The organism is Litoribrevibacter albus (assembly GCF_030159995.1).
In the GTDB taxonomy this organism is placed as follows: domain Bacteria; phylum Pseudomonadota; class Gammaproteobacteria; order Pseudomonadales; family Litoribrevibacteraceae; genus Litoribrevibacter; species Litoribrevibacter albus.
The window spans coordinates 61,672-78,434 of record NZ_BSNM01000002.1 but is presented as its reverse complement, the minus strand read 5'-3'; the positions used below and the strand labels follow the sequence as shown (position 1 = coordinate 78,434).

18 protein-coding genes are annotated in these 16,763 nt (G+C 44.3%); 7 read left to right on the top strand and 11 right to left on the bottom strand.

Annotated elements, in window-relative coordinates; translation table 11 throughout:
* Positions 1-11: 11 nt before the first annotated feature.
* From QQL66_RS00505 to QQL66_RS00485, 5 genes are all read right to left on the bottom strand, one after another.
* On the bottom strand, positions 12-230 hold the full coding sequence (locus tag QQL66_RS00505) for an addiction module protein (protein WP_284377484.1): 219 nt from the start codon (positions 228-230) through the stop codon (positions 12-14).
* Positions 231-309: 79 nt separating this feature from the next.
* Positions 310-909: an exonuclease domain-containing protein gene (locus QQL66_RS00500; RefSeq protein ID WP_284377481.1), complete on the bottom strand. Its 600-nt coding sequence runs from the start codon at positions 907-909 to the stop codon at positions 310-312.
* Between the two features lie 54 nt (positions 910-963).
* Complete coding sequence (locus tag QQL66_RS00495; protein WP_284377480.1) at positions 964-2,979, bottom strand: putative nucleotidyltransferase substrate binding domain-containing protein; 2,016 nt, start codon at positions 2,977-2,979, stop codon at positions 964-966.
* Positions 2,980-3,382: 403 nt separating this feature from the next.
* Positions 3,383-5,074, bottom strand: a complete 1,692-nt coding sequence (locus QQL66_RS00490; protein WP_284377478.1) for a cation acetate symporter — start codon at positions 5,072-5,074, stop codon at positions 3,383-3,385.
* Positions 5,071-5,484, bottom strand: coding sequence for a DUF485 domain-containing protein (locus tag QQL66_RS00485; protein ID WP_284377476.1), 414 nt, complete (start codon positions 5,482-5,484; stop codon positions 5,071-5,073). The genes QQL66_RS00490 and QQL66_RS00485 overlap by 4 nt, the downstream gene beginning before the upstream one ends.
* 134 nt (positions 5,485-5,618) lie before the next feature.
* Here QQL66_RS00485 and QQL66_RS00480 point away from each other — a divergent pair, with 134 nt between their 5' ends.
* Together QQL66_RS00480 and QQL66_RS00475 are read left to right on the top strand one after the other, a co-directional pair.
* Positions 5,619-6,590, top strand: coding sequence for an FRG domain-containing protein (locus QQL66_RS00480; RefSeq protein ID WP_284377474.1), 972 nt, complete (start codon positions 5,619-5,621; stop codon positions 6,588-6,590).
* 78 nt (positions 6,591-6,668) lie between these two features.
* Entirely contained in the window at positions 6,669-7,478 is an 810-nt protein-coding gene (locus QQL66_RS00475; RefSeq protein WP_284377472.1) for an FRG domain-containing protein, read from the top strand.
* 78 nt (positions 7,479-7,556) lie between these two features.
* Here QQL66_RS00475 and QQL66_RS00470 read toward each other — a convergent pair whose 3' ends face one another.
* From QQL66_RS00470 to QQL66_RS00460, 3 genes are read right to left on the bottom strand one after another with little or no spacing between them, the layout of a single operon-like run.
* Positions 7,557-8,066, bottom strand: a complete 510-nt coding sequence (locus QQL66_RS00470) for a 3'-5' exonuclease family protein (RefSeq protein WP_284377469.1) — start codon at positions 8,064-8,066, stop codon at positions 7,557-7,559.
* Positions 8,063-8,440 (bottom strand): hypothetical protein, encoded by a 378-nt coding sequence (locus QQL66_RS00465; protein WP_284377468.1) that lies wholly within the window; start codon positions 8,438-8,440, stop codon positions 8,063-8,065. The genes QQL66_RS00470 and QQL66_RS00465 overlap by 4 nt, the downstream gene beginning before the upstream one ends.
* On the bottom strand, positions 8,427-9,002 hold the full coding sequence (locus QQL66_RS00460; RefSeq protein WP_284377466.1) for a hypothetical protein: 576 nt from the start codon (positions 9,000-9,002) through the stop codon (positions 8,427-8,429). Before QQL66_RS00460 ends, QQL66_RS00465 begins: the two co-directional genes overlap by 14 nt.
* A 377-nt stretch (positions 9,003-9,379) precedes the next feature.
* Between QQL66_RS00460 and QQL66_RS00455 the strand changes: the two genes are divergently transcribed.
* Complete coding sequence (locus QQL66_RS00455; RefSeq protein WP_284377463.1) at positions 9,380-9,598, top strand: hypothetical protein; 219 nt, start codon at positions 9,380-9,382, stop codon at positions 9,596-9,598.
* A 55-nt stretch (positions 9,599-9,653) separates the two neighbouring features.
* Positions 9,654-9,848 (top strand): hypothetical protein, encoded by a 195-nt coding sequence (locus QQL66_RS00450; RefSeq protein WP_284377461.1) that lies wholly within the window; start codon positions 9,654-9,656, stop codon positions 9,846-9,848.
* 132 nt (positions 9,849-9,980) lie between these two features.
* Here the strand turns inward: QQL66_RS00450 and QQL66_RS00445 are convergent, their stop codons facing one another.
* Positions 9,981-11,960 (bottom strand): CocE/NonD family hydrolase, encoded by a 1,980-nt coding sequence (locus QQL66_RS00445; RefSeq protein ID WP_284377460.1) that lies wholly within the window; start codon positions 11,958-11,960, stop codon positions 9,981-9,983.
* Between the two features lie 274 nt (positions 11,961-12,234).
* Between QQL66_RS00445 and QQL66_RS00440 the strand changes: the two genes are divergently transcribed.
* Positions 12,235-13,275, top strand: a complete 1,041-nt coding sequence (locus QQL66_RS00440; RefSeq protein ID WP_284377459.1) for an AraC family transcriptional regulator — start codon at positions 12,235-12,237, stop codon at positions 13,273-13,275.
* Between the two features lie 9 nt (positions 13,276-13,284).
* Here the strand turns inward: QQL66_RS00440 and QQL66_RS00435 are convergent, their stop codons facing one another.
* Both QQL66_RS00435 and QQL66_RS00430 read right to left on the bottom strand, forming a co-directional pair.
* Positions 13,285-14,031 (bottom strand): pseudouridine synthase, encoded by a 747-nt coding sequence (locus QQL66_RS00435; RefSeq protein ID WP_284377456.1) that lies wholly within the window; start codon positions 14,029-14,031, stop codon positions 13,285-13,287.
* 437 nt (positions 14,032-14,468) lie between these two features.
* Positions 14,469-14,708 carry an addiction module protein gene (locus QQL66_RS00430; RefSeq protein WP_284377454.1) on the bottom strand — a complete coding sequence of 80 codons (240 nt, stop codon included), beginning with the start codon at positions 14,706-14,708 and terminating at the stop codon, positions 14,469-14,471.
* A gap of 630 nt (positions 14,709-15,338) precedes the next feature.
* Here QQL66_RS00430 and QQL66_RS00425 point away from each other — a divergent pair.
* Entirely contained in the window at positions 15,339-15,656 is a 318-nt protein-coding gene (locus QQL66_RS00425; protein WP_284377452.1) for a TRL domain-containing protein, read from the top strand.
* Between the two features lie 307 nt (positions 15,657-15,963).
* Positions 15,964-16,704, top strand: coding sequence for a type 1 glutamine amidotransferase domain-containing protein (locus QQL66_RS00420; RefSeq protein ID WP_284377450.1), 741 nt, complete (start codon positions 15,964-15,966; stop codon positions 16,702-16,704).
* Positions 16,705-16,763: the final 59 nt, after the last annotated feature.

The following is a 16,763-nucleotide window of genomic DNA, read 5'->3' as shown; positions in this document are numbered from 1 at the left end:
ACGTTCTAACGTTAATCTCTGATTTCTTTTTTGATGTCGTCCCAGCTAACTGCATCTTGTTCACCGGATTCCAATGCTTTCAGGCGTTGATTGGCAACATCCAGCCAAGCTTGCTCAACATTGTCATCCTGGCCTTCTTCGAGCGAATTTAATAAGGAATGAGCTAACTCCGCCCGCTCTTTTTTGGACAGTTTTTTCGCATCCTGAAGTGCTTGTTGTAAAGTCATCATTCATCACTCACGATCTAAATCTGGGACAATTTAAGGTCATATACGTTAATTATGGCGCGTTCGATGCTCAATGAGAAATTTATCGTAATTTCAAATACACCATCGCAGTAGTAATGGCATCACCCAAGGCACTGTGACGGGCAAAGACAGGGACATCCAAGGTTTCGCAGATGTGATCAAAACTGAGGTCGATATGTCCACCGGGAGCAGAACTCATTCGGCGTCTCGTTTCCCGTTTCAGGAACTGATCAGACACTTCGATGAAGTCATTTTTTAACTTAGCGCCCAAGTGTTTTTCCAACACTTTGCGGTCAAAGTCGATGTTGTAACCAACGATAGGCGCATGGCCTATAAACAGCCGTAATGAGGTTAATGCCTGTTCTAAGGGGATTCCCTGTTGGGAATCTTGTGGAAGAATTCGATGAATGGGGATGGCTGTGTGTTCATCGTGATCGGTTGTTTCAGAATCCTCCCGCTTCACCAACACATCAAACTTTTCTTCCCCTTGAATCACACCGTTACGAATTCGCACCGCACCGATGCTGAGTAGTTGCGCGTCTTTGACATTCATAGAGGTGGTTTCGGTATCGAGACACACCAAGGTATCCGGCAAGGGCTTCGGCGTGAATAGTGAAAAGGTTGGCGCCATTTTTGAAAACGCTTGTCGAAGCCACGTCATGTTTTACCCTCCGCCCTTCTTTTCCTGGTGCAAATGTTCTTAGTGCATATGTTCTTAGCGCATTTCCAAATGGAAATGATGTATCAAGCGTTGCTTAAACTTCTTCACCGTATGCAAACTCTGGCGCAGTAAATCCCGCTCGGTCCGATTCAATTCGCTCGGTTTAAGTTGGTTAATAGAATCTCTATCCTGATCCTTCAGATGATTAAGCTGTTGCTGCAAACGAAAGCGAATCAACAAACAAAAGCCGTGCTTTAACTTTCGCGCCAAGGACGCTTCAAGCAATCGACGCTGTTCCAATACATCGATGCGTTCCATCGTCGATAAGGCTTTCACACCATGCTTGAGTGCAAATGCACGAACGCCATGCACGATGGGGAATAGCCCACCCTGTTTGATGTCGATCTGATCATGATCGGATTTTAAACTTCCCCAAAAGGTTAACGGCGTTTCAAACTTCAGCGCCGTCGCGGCATATTCCGCCAGAACCGAATCCGAAAAGGCCACACCGCCCGACAAATCACTCTTAAATTCATCGAATAAGTTGCTATCTCCTTCGATATAGTGAGCATCTTGCAGAATAGCCAACTCCATTAGACGATCGTTATTTGGCACTAAGGTCAGCGCTCGAATGCGATGCAACCAAACCTGTTGATGAGCCACCCAATGCGGATTATTGACCATCACCCGACCTTTACATTTGGGGTAGCCCAACTCTTCCAGGGTATAAGAAAAGGCATCGAGCTTGTCGGATAAGCCTTCGTAGTGAAATCCATCCCGAATGATCAAGGCATTGTCCTGATCCGTTTTGAGGATTTGCTCACCCCGCCCTTCACTGCCCATCACCATTAACGCGGTGTTTTGTTGAACCTCTTTCGGCATGATGATCTGAAACGCCTTGCCAATGATCATTTCATTCAAGGTACTGACGAGACTCATCAAGAATTGAACCCGAATGCCATTACTGAACAAGGTCGCGACCATCGCATCAAGTTTTGAAGACGCCTCTTTCAACTGGCTGAGGGTGTTAGCTCTGGCGATTCGCAAACTCAACACATGGCTGTGGGTGGAGAATAAACTCAGCAATTGCGTCTGGTAGAGCACACCAACAATGGCGTCATCATCCGTTACCAGCACACGCTCCACACCATGCTTAGTCATCAGCAACATGGCATTAAACAAATACTCCCCCAAGGCGACGGATACCAACGGCTTTTGCTTAATCAGCGCACTTTGGCTGAGAGATAACGTCATGATGTTGGGAAGCGGATCAGCCAGCTTTGAAAGGCGATCAATCTCCCGCAGCATGTCGGTTTTGGTGATGATCACTTGAAAGTCATTGTCATCCTCAATCGGTTTCTGCGTCTGTCCAATATGAGAACCTATACCTTCAAAACCCTTACCTTCCACCAATACACAGCCGCTGGGCTCATCCAACAAATGCTCTAAGACAAAGCCCAAGTGGGCGTTGAGGTTCACCCGCAGGATGGGTTCACACACCGACTCATCAATGCGCGTTAAGATAAATTCCGCCAGATTCTGATGATGCTCGGGCTTGCTGAGATCCAACTTCTGATCAATATCGCCATGCAAATACGCCAGCATTTGCGGCACTTGTTCGACGTATTCCAACCACAAACCGTTAGGGATTTCATAGGCCAGAGAATCCTCCACCGCCACAAACTCATGTTTGGCCGCCACCAGATGCCCCGCCCGATCAACAGACGATACATCCAACAAATCATCCTGATGATAGTGAGTAAACACTTTCACCTCATTACCATCACTCTGTGCCTGTCGTTCTTCGACCACACCCTTCATCAAGATAAATAACCCGGTCGGGCGCTCCCCCTGCTCGATGATTGTCGTGCCCTTGGGGAAGTAATGAATGTTCATCCGCCCGGCCAATTGAACACGCTGACGCTCACTCAACACATCAAACGGCGGCAAGGTCAAAGACGTTGGAATGTCTTGCGAGTAGTTAGGTGAAAAGGACGCAGGAGAAGAAGCCGGAGATGATCCAGAAGAAGACGACGCATCCGGAATGACTGAAGAGTTTGATGAAGACATACCGCCTCCGCATCACATTTAAAAAGAAAAAAGCTGGCTTCAAAATGAAGCCAGCGAAGCACACCCAGGGAAAGGTGTTTTGCATTCAGTGCGGCATTTGCCGGGAAACTCATACCGCACAATCAATTCCCACAAGGGAATAAAAAAGGAGCTCAAAGGTTAGGTGATCTGGCCATCTGCCACTGGGCGGTAGCAAGTGAGAATACATGGTGTGTTTTTTCTCAGCCTGACCACCCCGACCTTTAAACTGCCATTCCTTTGGTGCTATTCAACACCATCAAAATACTAAAACGTTACGAGCGAAGATTAGGCTAGGCAAAGTTCAGTGAGAAAGCGGAGTTTATTTTTTATAAATGAGCATTTCGAACTGAACTTTAACAACGCCTAATCGAGCGCAGTAGTTTTAGTGGGCGCTCGCGCCCGCAGCACCTAAACCAGTCTGCGAACGAATATACTGCCCACGGAACAAGCCTTTCTCATGGGTCGCCGCAACCGAGCTATCGGTTACAGAGAAGAACCAGATACCCGCAAAGGCTGCAACCATAGAGAATAGCGCAGGATATTTGTACGGGAAGATCGCCGTTTCAAAGCCAAGGATCTGCACCCACACGATTGGCCCGAGAATCACCAACGTCACTGCGGTTAACAAACCGATCCAGCCACCGATCATCGCACCGCGTGTGGTTAAGCCTTTCCAGTACATAGAGAGGAACAACACAGGGAAGTTCGCACTTGCCGCAATAGCGAAGGCCAAGCCCACCATGAAGGCAATATTTTGTTGCTCGAACAGAATCCCCAACATGATTGCCACAACACCCAAGGCCACAGTGGTCATCTTAGACACACGAATCTCTTGCTCTTCAGTACACTGACCTTTACGGAACACACTCGCGTACAAGTCATGGCTCACCGCAGACGCCCCCGCCAAGGTTAAACCAGACACCACTGCAAGAATCGTTGCGAACGCCACCGCTGAAATGAAACCAAGGAAGACATCACCACCCACCGCTTTCGACAAGTGAATCGCTGCCATGTTGTTACCACCGATCAAGGCACCCGCTGCATCACGGAACTCAGGATTGGTCGACACCAACACAATCGCACCGAACCCAATGATGAAAGTCAGAATGTAGAAGTAACCGATGAACCCTGTTGCATAGAACACTGACTTACGAGCTTCTTTCGCATCACTTACCGTGAAGAAACGCATCAGGATATGAGGCAGACCCGCAGTACCAAACATCAACGCCAAGCCCAAAGAAATCGCAGAGATCGGATCAGACACCAAACCACCCGGCGCCATAATAGACTCCCCTTTCGGATGCACTTCCGCTGCTTTCTGGAACAACATCGAGAAATCAAAACCGGTCGCTTTCATCACCATGATCGCCATGAAGGTCGCACCCGCTAACAACAGCACGGCTTTAATGATCTGCACCCAAGTGGTCGCCAACATGCCACCAAAGGTCACGTACATCACCATCAAGATGCCCACCAGAATTACCGCGTACTCATACGGCAAACCGAACAGCAACTCGATCAACTTACCTGAGCCCACCATTTGAGCGATCAGATACAAAGACACCACGCACAGCGAACCCACCGCCGACAACACGCGCACTTCTTTTTGACCCAAACGGTAAGACGCCACATCCGCAAAGGTGTATTTACCCAGGTTACGCAAGCGCTCGGCAATCATAAACAAGATGATTGGCCAACCCACCAGGAAGCCGATGGAATAGATCAAGCCATCGTACCCAGACAGATACACCAAGCCGGAAATACCCAGGAAGGACGCCGCACTCATGTAATCCCCTGCGATCGCCAAACCATTCTGGAAGCCAGTGATACCACCGCCCGCCGCGTAGTAATCCGACGCCGAACGGGTACGACGAGACGCCCAATAAGTAATAAACAAAGTACCGATCACGAAGATCATGAACATGGTAATGGCAGGCACGTTCAGCGGTTGCTGCTCGCCTGACACCTCAATGGCATCCGCCAACGCCGAGTTAGAAAACAACACCAGCAAGCTGGCCACAAAGACACTACTCATTTTCAGCAGTCGACGAGAAATATGGGTCAAGAAACTCATTTGCTTGCCTCCTTCACGATGACGGCATTCAGATCATCAAACTCACTGTTCGCGCGGTGCACATAAATGCCCGTTAACACAAACGCCGACACGATGATCGCCACCCCCGCTGGAATCCCCACGGTGGTGATGGTGTCCGCTGACAAAGGAATTGCCAACAACTCGGGCTTGAACGCAATCACCATGATGAAGGTGTAATAAATCGCCAGCATCACCAATGACAATGTCCAGGCAAACTTCTGACGACGCTTGACCAGCTGCTGAAAGCGCGGATCATTTTCGATTTTTTTATAGATCTCGTCGTGCATGATTCTTCTCCCACTGAGGTTGTGTGGATCAGAAGGCAATCCATTGATTAACGAACGCTCGATCAACAAACAATCGTCAAGCAATGGACTGCTTTCTGCCATTACTAACGAATGTAGGGGAACTGGTAAAAAAGGGTATTAGACTTAGGTCGAATGCGGGGATTTGAAGTGAGAACAAGGATTTTTAGAGTAGGAAATTCAATGAGTTAGAGTGTGGGGATGGATGGTATTAGACGTTGGTAGGGTGGGTTGATTTTAGAAAATCTTACTTGCTTAGAGAACTGTACGAAAGAGTATACGAATCCATTGATTCTCGTGGAGCTTTGTGGATAAATGGTTTGTTAAAAAATGTCCATGCTGCAGCAAAGTTGGTCGTTGGACTAGCTTTAAGGCATCGAATGAATCAAGAAGTAATTATGGAAAAAACTTTAGACGATTTTTGGAACTCTTACTTATCCTTTGCATTCAATAATGAAAGTAGCCCAGAATACCTATTTCGTGGAATAAGCAATAAAAATCATAACCTTGTTCCCTCTATTGGTCGTGGAGCTGAAGAAAACACTGGTGGAGATATCGAAACAGTTGAAAGTGACTTAATTAGCGAATTTAAGCGGCTTTCAGTTCCAATTTTAAGAGCAGATGAAACACCTAAAAGCGAATTCGAATGGCTTTTCCTTGCACAGCACTATGGATTACCAACTAGGCTGCTTGATTGGTCAAGTAACCCTCTTGTTGCATTATACTTTGCTACAGAAAAAGATGACGACATTGATGGAGGAGTCTACGTAATAAAGCAGGTGGTTACAGATCAATATGAAATATTCGATTACAAAACTGCTGATTACACGGCCTCACATAAAAAACAGCCTTCAAGCTTGTTTGCAATACAGCCTAATCAGGGTAAGTTTATATTTGTTCGCCCAAAGTATTCTGATCAACGCTATTTAAATCAACGCTCTGTATTTTCCTGCCCTTCAAACCCCTTTAATAGTATCAATCCCAAAGACCTAGAACTTCTAACATTTAAAGCCAGCTGGAAACCAGAGATTAGACGCAGGCTTAAAATAATGGGGATATCCACTTCTTTTATATACCCAGGCTTAGCCGGTATTGCCTCTGAGGTAAAGTCATTTGTACATGACCCAATTACTTCAGGTCGTTTAAAGGTATTAACATGTCGCGCGGCACTAGAATTACCAAAGTTCTAGCGTACACAACCATCTAGAATCATTATTCAATGCACTAATTTGTTACCAGTAAACATGACATCACTGCAAGGAAGCACTATGAAAACAAAGACAATAGAACGCTGGAGTGATTTTGATCGCCTAGTAGGGCGGAAACATTTTCGTAAATGGATTTTTAGAGGGCAATCTTGTTCGGATTGGCCTCTTAAAAGTTCGCTGCACCGAGCATTTGAGGAGGCTCAATGTATACATAAACTAAAAAACGGAAATGAAAAGAACCTCAATCGAATAGAGCATGAAAGAGTAATGATAGACCGTTTCAAGTGTAATGCTCATTTGTATCTTGATCACTTGCCTCAATCAGAAGACCTTTTAAGCTGGTTGTCTTTGATGCAACACTATGGAGCACCAACGAGACTACTAGATTTTTCATTTTCCCCCTACGTTGCCTTATTTTTTGCTTTAGAGTCTGGTGAACAAGATGCCGTTGTGTACTCCATTAATCATAATGCTATTCGTAATGACGATGATGAGTATTTTGGTAAAAATCGACTCGAAATATATTCTAGAATATTAGAACCGACTGGCACCGAAGATGACCCATGTCTTTTCGCATTTGAGCCTACTTTTTCTAATCAACGCTTACTTTCCCAACAAGGTCTGTTTGTTGCCACGAATACTTTGGATATAAGTCATGAACAGATATTAAACGAGTACGACATTCAAGATACAGATGTAGTTAAAATAGTTATCCCAGCCAAGCATAGGTTCGAAGGGCTTAGAAAATTAAATAAGATGAACATCAACTCATCCAATATATATCCTGGATTGGATGGCTTTTGTAAAAGTATGCGCCGACAGCCTGTCTTTGGACTCGAGTGGCAAAAAAGAGTCGGGAATGAGTTATAAAAACTATTACTCATACTAAGACTAATGAGTTCATCCTTTGACAGCGCTCGCCATTCTCCGGCGGGCAAATCCGCCAGTTCAATGTTCATTATTCGAGGTAAGGAACTGAGTAGCGTGAAGATACGCTTCATTTATCATCTGAACATCATCCGCAGCCCTGTGCTGTTGGAAACGTCCAGATTTTGCTAAAAACGCTTTATGAGAATCAAAAATATGTTTTCTCTCGGCACCGATGAGTTCGTAGATTGATTCAATATGAAAGAACCGTTCGATTTTTGCTGCAAAGTATAGAGTTGATATCCAATCATCATCCCAGTATTGAGCATCGCTATACAATACGGTGTCTGACTCTGACAAAAAGTCATTAAGCTGTTGAGCAACGTCTAAGGCTGGTAAACCTTCGTCTTCCAGGAGAGCCCGCGAGATTCCGTGTAAACTCTCAGCAGTTTCGCACCAGTATTGCCAGTTGGGTTCTGGTTTTATGAGCCAGGATTTACATTCGCCGCCCGCTAAAACGGCGACTTCAATCGGGTATGAGTCAAAGTGTAAGCCGCTTGCTTCAATATCAATGATGGCAATTTCTTTCATAGGAAAAACATAAACTCGCTGGGCGCAAAGATATTACGCTTCCTAAATATATCATTCCCAGATTCCCCTTCCCATAAAGATTGCTCCTCCGGCTTAATAACCGAGAACGAGTTACTTAAAGCGGGGATTTTCAAGCACCATGCAGGAATCACCTCATTACTGTTTTTAGGTGGTGCATTCCATATTTCTGCCATGCGCTCGATCAAGCAGGCTTTTAGTGCACACCTTAATTCAAGCTCGTCATGAGGAGGTTCTGCATTTTCTAAAGCCCACCCCCTGCGCCATATAAACTGAACGAGATCTAAAAATTCAATTTCATTGTAGTTGAGAATATGGTCCACCATTTGGTCTAGCGTAGCATCAAGATTTTCCATAAACTTTTTCCCATATTTGGTTAAAGCGATTTTCAAATACTTTGTCAGGTACATGCGGTACAAAAGGTCGGTATTCAGATACTTTCTTAAAAACAGCTTGCTTGTCTTTTGGACTTATCTCTTTCAAAAAATGCATAGCGTCGTTTGTATCCCTCATTCCACGAAATGCTGTGAGTTTATGTGAAAGCATCTCATGCCAATCAGCCGCTTTTAATATGAGGTGAGAATGTCGAAATACCACTGTGTTGGATTTCGATTGCAGACCTATAAAGCTCACACTGTCATTAAACCATTTGTCTCGTGGCCCATGTTCAAGGCCAAACTCCTCACCAACTTTATCGACCAATTCTTTGAGAATATTTGCAGCTGTTGGGTTGTTCGGGAATAGCACATCGACATCATGCGTCATTTGACGAGACCCATGATAGAGTAAACTTACGATTCCTCCGCAGCAAACAAGATCTAAACGCTGATCCTTTTCTTTGAGAAGATCACCTAGTTTTGTCAGAGCCTTTACCATTACTGGTTTAGTAATTTGTTTTCCTGTATCTCCGTAATACATTAGCTGTCCTTAATTGGTTTCAATGGTGCTATCTAATCAAGCAGTGTATAAAAAGAAAGAATTTGCCTCTTCATGTGCGAATTCGTGTTGTGATTCGAGCTTGTGAATTTCTTTTCCTAACCTGTTGGCACAACATGCTATTCACATAAACCGGGTTTATTTTACATTCCATCAATACTCTTCAGGATTTTTTCAGACGTTTCTGTTGAATTACATCAAATCCGAAAGTTCAGAGTCGGAAACTATACGAAGAATTGGTGAGACAGATTTCTCTGTAGGCGAGTGCTATTAATAACCAAAGCCACGGCTTCACGTATCGAAAAGGCAAAGAGAGCAATACACCATCTTACTTATGGCAAAACCTTTAGGAAAATCACATGACAACCACAAAACCAGAACCAGGTTCTCCTGAATTTGAAGCCTGTCTTAATCAACAAGCTCAAAAGTGGTCTAAAGAGTTATTCGATAAAGAAAAGCCTGATGACATCGCGGAGCTTGAAAAAGGAATCATTGCTGGCCCTAAGAATTTCAAAGATGTCATGCCAGAAAAAACGATTCCTGAAGACATCGCTATCGATAGGAAAGATAAAAGCTAGCTCATCAAGAGAAATGAAATCAGAACACTTTGATTTACAAAGTTAAGGAAAACGTATGAACACAGAACAAGCCATTGAAACCGCATACACAAACCACATAGGCGCACTATACAAAGCGTTATCTCAAGCGATATTGCTGGCAAAGGGCGATGAAGCGGAAGTCACGGTCGCCGAAACAAGATTCAGAAAAGGGTTAGCCCATGCGGCAGACATTCGAGCAAGAGCCAGGCGATTGGCTAACTTGGATTAAACAAACTTATTGCAGTTAATCGAGCTCTGAGTAGTCGCTTTCCTTTCGAATAAACAAGGCCAGATTAAGTTGATCTGGCCTTGTTTATTAAGATAATCACTTTGCTATGAAGTAACGCCTTTAAACACAACGTTAAAGAGCACTACCAATAATGTCGATCAGTGAGTTATCTGGTCTTGGTGAGTTGGGTACAACGGTCATACTGTCCAAAGGAACCGTAGGTATGATGATGTTTGAAGGATGGTTTTTATCGTTGAAGACAGTCATAGTACCTGGCAACGCTTGCAGCAAGCCGTCAATGCCACCCGAAATGCCTTGAGGTAAATTACTTGGCCCCACAGCAACGCGAAGCTTATGTCCTTTTTTCAAAACTACACTGCTCGGGAAAATCTCAAGCTGAACATTCATAATATCACCCGGAATAACCGCCTTTTCTGACGCTTTAGTGTACGGATGCCAAGCCTGAATACGTTCACCATCCAACTCACGAGAGCGTAACTGATCCACTGCACGCATTTTTAGATTGATAAGACCATTACTGATTGGCGTCGCATTGCCTTCAGGATCTAAATCATCAACGCGTACAGATAAGGAACCGGCGAAGTTACTCTGGGATAACCAGATATTTGCTTGTATAGGACCGTTAATGGCGTAATCACTATCGAAAGCTGATGTCTCATACAGGAGATTAAAGAAGCCTGCATTATTATTGTTCTCGAAACACGGAATCGGAATAAAACCTAGAATGCCCAGTGACCACTGTGATGCACTTGGGGTACACGCATTTGGTAATCCCGTATCGACCAATGTGCGTGGCCAGCTTAACCAAGGTTGCTTATTCTCCTTAAGTTTACCATCACGATGCAAGTAAAGTTTCTGTGCACTCGCTTCAGGAGCTGGCCAGTCAGTGGTCACCGCCATACGATCCATACCTTTAAAATACTGAGTCGTTTGAGGCATATCTTCTGCGCCATTATCCATTCCCTTTAAGTACTTATCGAACCATTGCAGCTCTATTTGATTAAAGGCTGGCATACCTTCAAGCTCAATAAGCCCTGTGGTCATGAATGCCCCTTCAATATGAGTACCAGGTAAAATGACCATTTTAGTTTCAACACGACCTTTCAAACGCTCGTACATGGCAGGCACTCCACGTTGGAAAAGATCATCCACAGCGCCAACCAAAAAGGTAGGTGCTTTGATCTCATTAATACGCTTGATGGGTGACCGTGTTTCCCAAAACTCTCCATCGTAGACAACTTCATCCGACCCTTTAATGGCTTTAAGCGTCATAGGTAACTGAAATTCAGTTAATGCATCAGTAACATGATCAGCCACCAGCGGTAACGCATCTTCAGGGTTGGTAAAGATGTCTAGATTCAAGGTGTTCATCATTGTGGTTAAGGTAAACCACCAAGTCAGAAAGAACGTATTTGGATTACCACCGGTGACTGCGGTATCCCGGTAAGCATCACCGATCGGTTCTAATGCAAACACCGCTTTGATTGCTGGATGCCCCGTTTCCGCTGCAAACAGTGCGTTAATTGACAGATCAGACACACCGCGCACACCAATATTGCCGTCGTTCCATGATTGTGCTGTGACCCAATCTATGATGGGTTCATAGTCTTGCTGAGAACTACCCCATGCATCCCATGTTCCTTCCGAATTACCAGTTCCGCGCCCATCAAACGTAACGGATGCATAACCACGTTTCACCATATAAGGATCGGCCGCCCCCATAAAGGTGCCGAGTTTCGGAGGGAGCACATTACCAAGCTCCGTATTGTAATCACTGATGATCAGAATCGTTGGAAACGCTTCTTCAATTGCGTTTCCGCTCTCGTCAGCAGGTAAAGTAACATACGCCGCAAGGGTCGTACCGTCAGGCATAGTAACGTATTCACGAGTCATAACTGTATTAGGGTATAACTCTTCACGGTCATAATCTTGCCATTCTGTAGATGGAGTAACACTGGTCACGCTGGGTTGAGACACGTAATCTCGTGTACCCGAAGTCGTCCACTTTGAATCAGCCGAGTGTGACTTCAGCGGCATGACTGCCATTGAAGCCGACACGAGTAAGGCCGAGAACATGCTTACTTTTTTCATCTAAATCTCCATGTTTATTAGATTTATTTTGGGAGTTCTATCAACACTGAACTGTTCTGACAGAGCGAGGTTAAAGTGATCTGCCCCTAGCAGACATAAAGAACATAAGTGAAATAAACACGCTTCAACATGCGCCATAGGGACAACGGCATTAGTGAATAGGACACCAAAATAAAATTTTGCACTAGTTAACATTAGTGGCTTGGAGAGGCATGCATTTATTGGCAAATAATGCATAATTTATAAGTATCCGACGTACTCACGAATAAAAATAATGAATAAAAGTAGTCGCTTCCCTGGCTGGGGCAGTAGCCAGGTTGCCATCTTGTTGGAATTCGCTAAGTCCAATGGTATATCCTCAACCAAAGTGCTTGAGAATTCAGGCGTGTCGATTGAAAGCTTAGACTCTATTGATCCGACGCTAGATCAAGAGCTAATCATCATTACCAACTTGATATCAGCTATCCCGTTGCATCCATTCAAAATAGGCCTGCATGTTGGCCTAACTAGCAACGTGAACTCCTATGGTTTAATGGGACAGGTATTAGTTGCGTGTAAGACACCTAAGGCCATCATGAATGTGGTTAGCTCCTATTTTCAAGGCGACTACCATTTTCTTAAAATTCGGCCAAAAATCCATAGATCACACATTGAAACAACCTTTGAAGTACCTGCCCACTTACCTGAGAAAGCGGCTCGCTTTCTACTAGGAAGAGATATGGGAGCAGCAATCACTTTCCAGGAAAATGTCTTACTGGGAGGATCTCCCGACACTCTTGAAGTGGGGTTTATTGGTGAAGAGCTGCCAGGAATGAGAGAAGTCGCTGAAAGACATACATGTCCGGTTCTCTTTGATCAAGAAACGAACTACTTAAAAACTCAAATAAGCGTGATGAAGTGCATCATGCCTTTAGGAAATCACTTACTTGAAAAAGTGTTAGCCAAACGTATTGAAAAACACGTGTCAGCACTTCAACGTGATAAAGGCTTTGAAGATAAAGTTGTGAGTTTTCTTGAACAATCAGGATATGGAGAGTTCACTAAAAAGCAACTTGCCAATACCATGCATATTTCCCCACGAACGCTTTCACGCTACCTAAACAAAGAAGGGACCAACTGGAGAAAACTCTCAACCAAGCTAAGAATGGATAAAGCCAAATACTATCTTTCGAATACAACAAAAAGCATTGAGCAAATTGCCTTTGACGTTGGATTTTCCAGTGCCAGTGCTTTTTCTAATGCATTCTCAAGGGAGATTGGTCAAAGCCCTCTAGAATACCGATTAACTGAATCATGGGATAGCTCAATGGCGTAACCCCATCAGTTATGACACAAACTTATTGCAGTTAATCGAGTTCTGGGTGGTTGCTTTCAGTTCGGCGAGTTCTTCCTCTGAAAGCGCTCGCCACTCTCCGGCGGGCAAGTCCGCCAGTTCAATGTTCATGATTCGCAAACGTTGAAGGCGTTGTACTTTATACCCTAACGCAGAACTCATTCGCCGAATCTGGCGATTCAATCCTTGATGAAGAATAATCCGAAACTGTTGAGGGGCTACTAGGCTAACTTCGCAGGGTTTGGTGATGGTATCCAAAATCTCAACACCGGAAGCCATCTGCTTAAGGAAGTCTTCGGTAATGGGTTTGTCCACATCCACCAGATATTCTTTGTCATGAGCATTCTCTGCCCGAAGAATTTTATTCACGATGTCGCCATCACTGGTCATCAAGAGTAAGCCTTCCGAGGCTTTATCCAGACGGCCAATGGGAAAGATGCGTTGTTCATGAGTGATGGCTTCGACGATGTTGTTCTTCACTGTCGGAGCCGCAGTGCAGGTGACGCCGACTGGCTTGTGATAGGCCAGATACACGTGTTGACGATCTGTGTAGTCTTTGTGATCCAAGACTTGATCTTGAACAATGACCACATCCCCTGCTTCTACCAAAGTTCCCAATCGACAATCTTCACCGTTGTGCGTGACCTGTTTTGCTTTAATCAGTCGATCGGCTTCTTTACGCGGGCAATATCCGGTTGCACTGATGAACTTGTTGATACGAACAGGATACTGCGACACAAAACGTCCTTTGGGCTATTAGTTACTAACAATAAATCACTGACCACTGAGTGGATAATGGCTGGTTAGCGTGATTACACTTTGGTTGTGCGGGTGGGCATTATACTTCAAGAATTCTCTGGACGGGCAACGTTACCAGCAAAGAAGGGTTATTGTCTTTGGTAATATCTAACCGAAACAGGTGAACACACGCAGAGAAAGTTTTACTTTCAACTATTTACGTTTTTAACCGATCTTTCCAATAACCAGGCTTTCTGGCTTGATGCGCTACAGCGATGATGATCTTTTTTGAAGGGCGTTCTAGTACTACGATATCGAACGGAAATTTTCTCAGAATTAAACGCTTAACGTCTATTAGTGCGGGGTTGTTAGAAAGCGGGACCAGCAGCGTTAATAGCCTCCTTTGCTGCTTCTTCGAGGATCTCAATAGGCAAAATTTATTTTCCCTTAATTTTTGCTTCCATTTGTCTACGGAACGTATCTCTATCCAAAAACGATGCCGAATCAGAGTCTATTTGTTCAATCCGTCGTTCAATCTCAACATCCCACTCGCCAGATACATCTTTATCAGCCGGAATATCTAGACTTTTAAGTAGATCATGAGCTAATTGAGCACGATCAGACTCACTCAGAGTCAGAGCTTGTGAATGCAATTCATCTAGGGCTTCTGTAGCCATAAGACCTCCAAAAGAAAAAGTTACTAGTCATTTTAGTTGCTCAGAATTTTCCTAACAAGCAAGCTAACCATCACTTTAACGCAAGAAATCTAGAACGTACCTTTTCAAAAAACATAATTGCGAATGCAATTAGCCAGAAACACACGCCCGGTATACCAATAAGGTAAAGCGCATCATCAGTTAAGTCTGAAGCGAAAAAAGGAAAACCTAAAATCATAACCGGAGCCACCAAGCTAGGGTTCCCCACATGAGCGTGCGTAGGTAAAAGATCTGAAAGTAGAAGACATCCAGCTATCCAAACAACACACCAAAGGAATAATCGCATCAATATTTTCATCACTCTTCCTAGCGTTTCAGCTTTAACCAGTTATTTTTATATTCTTCCCAACCAATCAGCTCATTAGATTTCATTGAAAGAGACTTTGCATACATTGTGAAGGCATAACGTTCAATGGATTACGATTTTAGTTGTGCTTGAAATAACGCTCACTACCCACCTTCCCTATTAAATACCCAAACCAAGTCGTACCATCCAAGACGATACGTTTCGATATTTGATACTCCTTTCATAAAACTGGCTAAGTTCTGAAGGCTCAATACACTCCAATTATTCAAAAAAAGGAGTGTTATATGAAAAGGTTGGTTTTGATATTTTGTGTTGTTTTTTTCTCGGGTTGCGCAAGTGTAACGAAAGACTTGGCTAGAACGTTAAGATACGCCGACGGTTCTCAAGTGGGAGTGAAAAACATTGAATTTAAACAACTTCAAACACGTAAAAAAGGAGAGGCTTGCACTTGGAATCTCTTTTTCTTCCTACCAGTTATAGGTGATGGTTCAATTATTACGGCAGCCGACCAAGGAAACATTAATAACGTAGAATTGGTTGGTGAAACTGGCCTGTGGTACTTCCCTTTTAACAAGGACTGCACCATCGTCTATGGACATTAACGAGCGTTAAACACCACATCAAACAGCTATAGCTAAACCGGGCAAAACCACCTAACCAGATTGGCAATTCGTTTTTGTTATATCTCATTAGGTGATTTTCCCTCCACAAGCCCCCTTCTATTCCATCAAGAACATCCACTCTGACCCGCCTCTGAAATTCCTTTATTCATTTGTCATAATTAGTGAGTTTTTCTCAATAATATTATTCCTTTAAAGCAGATTATCACCAAATAAGAAACAAGATAGAGTTTCTAACCAGATCGAAATCAACTTCAACACCATCATTTGCTTAACAAAGGAGCGAACTATGAAGAACATCATGACCAGTGCATTGCTGTTTGTAGCCTTGCTGATCACAAACATAGCTCATGCTGAAAAAATACTCATCGTGCTAACCAGTCATACCGAACTGGGGAACACAGGCAAGAAAACAGGGTTCTGGTTGCCTGAACTGACCCACCCTTATTACGAGTTTACTGAAGCCGGTTACACAGTGGATGTCGCCAGTATCGAAGGCGGAATGGCACCCGTCGACAGCAAAGCCTTTAAGGAAGAAGACGAATACCACGAGGTGTTTTTAAACGATGCGAAGCTGATGGCGAAAGTTATTCGTAGCATCCCCTTGGCGGAGGTTAACCCAAATGACTACCGCGCCATCATGTTCGCCGGCGGTTCAGGGCCGATGTGGGATTTCCCGAACAATCCAGACATCAGCCGTATTTCCGCAGCCATCTACGATAACCAAGGCATCGTGTCTGCGGTATGTCATGGTAACGCAGCGCTGGTCAACCTGACGTTATCTAATGGGGAATTGTTAGTGAAAGGCAAACGCGTCTCTGCATTCACGAATGAAGAAGAAGCGTTGCTGGGCACAACTGAGATCGTTCCTTTTATGTTACAAGATAAGCTGGTTGAGCGCGGGGCGATTCACGTACCCGGCAAAGCTTGGGAAGAAAACGTAGTGGTAGATGGCCGCTTAGTAACCGGTCAAAACCCGGCGTCGGCCAAAGAAGCGGCACAGCGCATTATTGGGATGTTGAAGAATTGAGATATTGAAGAGTAGCTAGAGAGTCTTTTACTTGAACAAAGGGAACGAATTTAACGTTC

What these genes read in the sequence shown, in the direction of transcription:
- QQL66_RS00505 (WP_284377484.1), bottom strand. Translation starts at nt 230, where the DNA reads ATGATGACTTTACAACAAGCACTTCAGGATGCGAAAAAACTGTCCAAA.
- QQL66_RS00500 (WP_284377481.1), bottom strand. Translation starts at nt 909, where the DNA reads ATGACGTGGCTTCGACAAGCGTTTTCAAAAATGGCGCCAACCTTTTCA.
- QQL66_RS00495 (WP_284377480.1), bottom strand. Translation starts at nt 2,979, where the DNA reads ATGTCTTCATCAAACTCTTCAGTCATTCCGGATGCGTCGTCTTCTTCT.
- QQL66_RS00490 (WP_284377478.1), bottom strand. Translation starts at nt 5,074, where the DNA reads ATGAGTTTCTTGACCCATATTTCTCGTCGACTGCTGAAAATGAGTAGT.
- QQL66_RS00485 (WP_284377476.1), bottom strand. Translation starts at nt 5,484, where the DNA reads ATGGCAGAAAGCAGTCCATTGCTTGACGATTGTTTGTTGATCGAGCGT.
- QQL66_RS00475 (WP_284377472.1), top strand. Translation starts at nt 6,669, where the DNA reads ATGAAAACAAAGACAATAGAACGCTGGAGTGATTTTGATCGCCTAGTA.
- QQL66_RS00470 (WP_284377469.1), bottom strand. Translation starts at nt 8,066, where the DNA reads ATGAAAGAAATTGCCATCATTGATATTGAAGCAAGCGGCTTACACTTT.
- QQL66_RS00465 (WP_284377468.1), bottom strand. Translation starts at nt 8,440, where the DNA reads ATGGAAAATCTTGATGCTACGCTAGACCAAATGGTGGACCATATTCTC.
- QQL66_RS00460 (WP_284377466.1), bottom strand. Translation starts at nt 9,002, where the DNA reads ATGTATTACGGAGATACAGGAAAACAAATTACTAAACCAGTAATGGTA.
- QQL66_RS00455 (WP_284377463.1), top strand. Translation starts at nt 9,380, where the DNA reads ATGACAACCACAAAACCAGAACCAGGTTCTCCTGAATTTGAAGCCTGT.
- QQL66_RS00450 (WP_284377461.1), top strand. Translation starts at nt 9,654, where the DNA reads ATGAACACAGAACAAGCCATTGAAACCGCATACACAAACCACATAGGC.
- QQL66_RS00445 (WP_284377460.1), bottom strand. Translation starts at nt 11,960, where the DNA reads ATGAAAAAAGTAAGCATGTTCTCGGCCTTACTCGTGTCGGCTTCAATG.
- QQL66_RS00440 (WP_284377459.1), top strand. Translation starts at nt 12,235, where the DNA reads ATGAATAAAAGTAGTCGCTTCCCTGGCTGGGGCAGTAGCCAGGTTGCC.
- QQL66_RS00430 (WP_284377454.1), bottom strand. Translation starts at nt 14,708, where the DNA reads ATGGCTACAGAAGCCCTAGATGAATTGCATTCACAAGCTCTGACTCTG.
- QQL66_RS00425 (WP_284377452.1), top strand. Translation starts at nt 15,339, where the DNA reads ATGAAAAGGTTGGTTTTGATATTTTGTGTTGTTTTTTTCTCGGGTTGC.
- QQL66_RS00420 (WP_284377450.1), top strand. Translation starts at nt 15,964, where the DNA reads ATGAAGAACATCATGACCAGTGCATTGCTGTTTGTAGCCTTGCTGATC.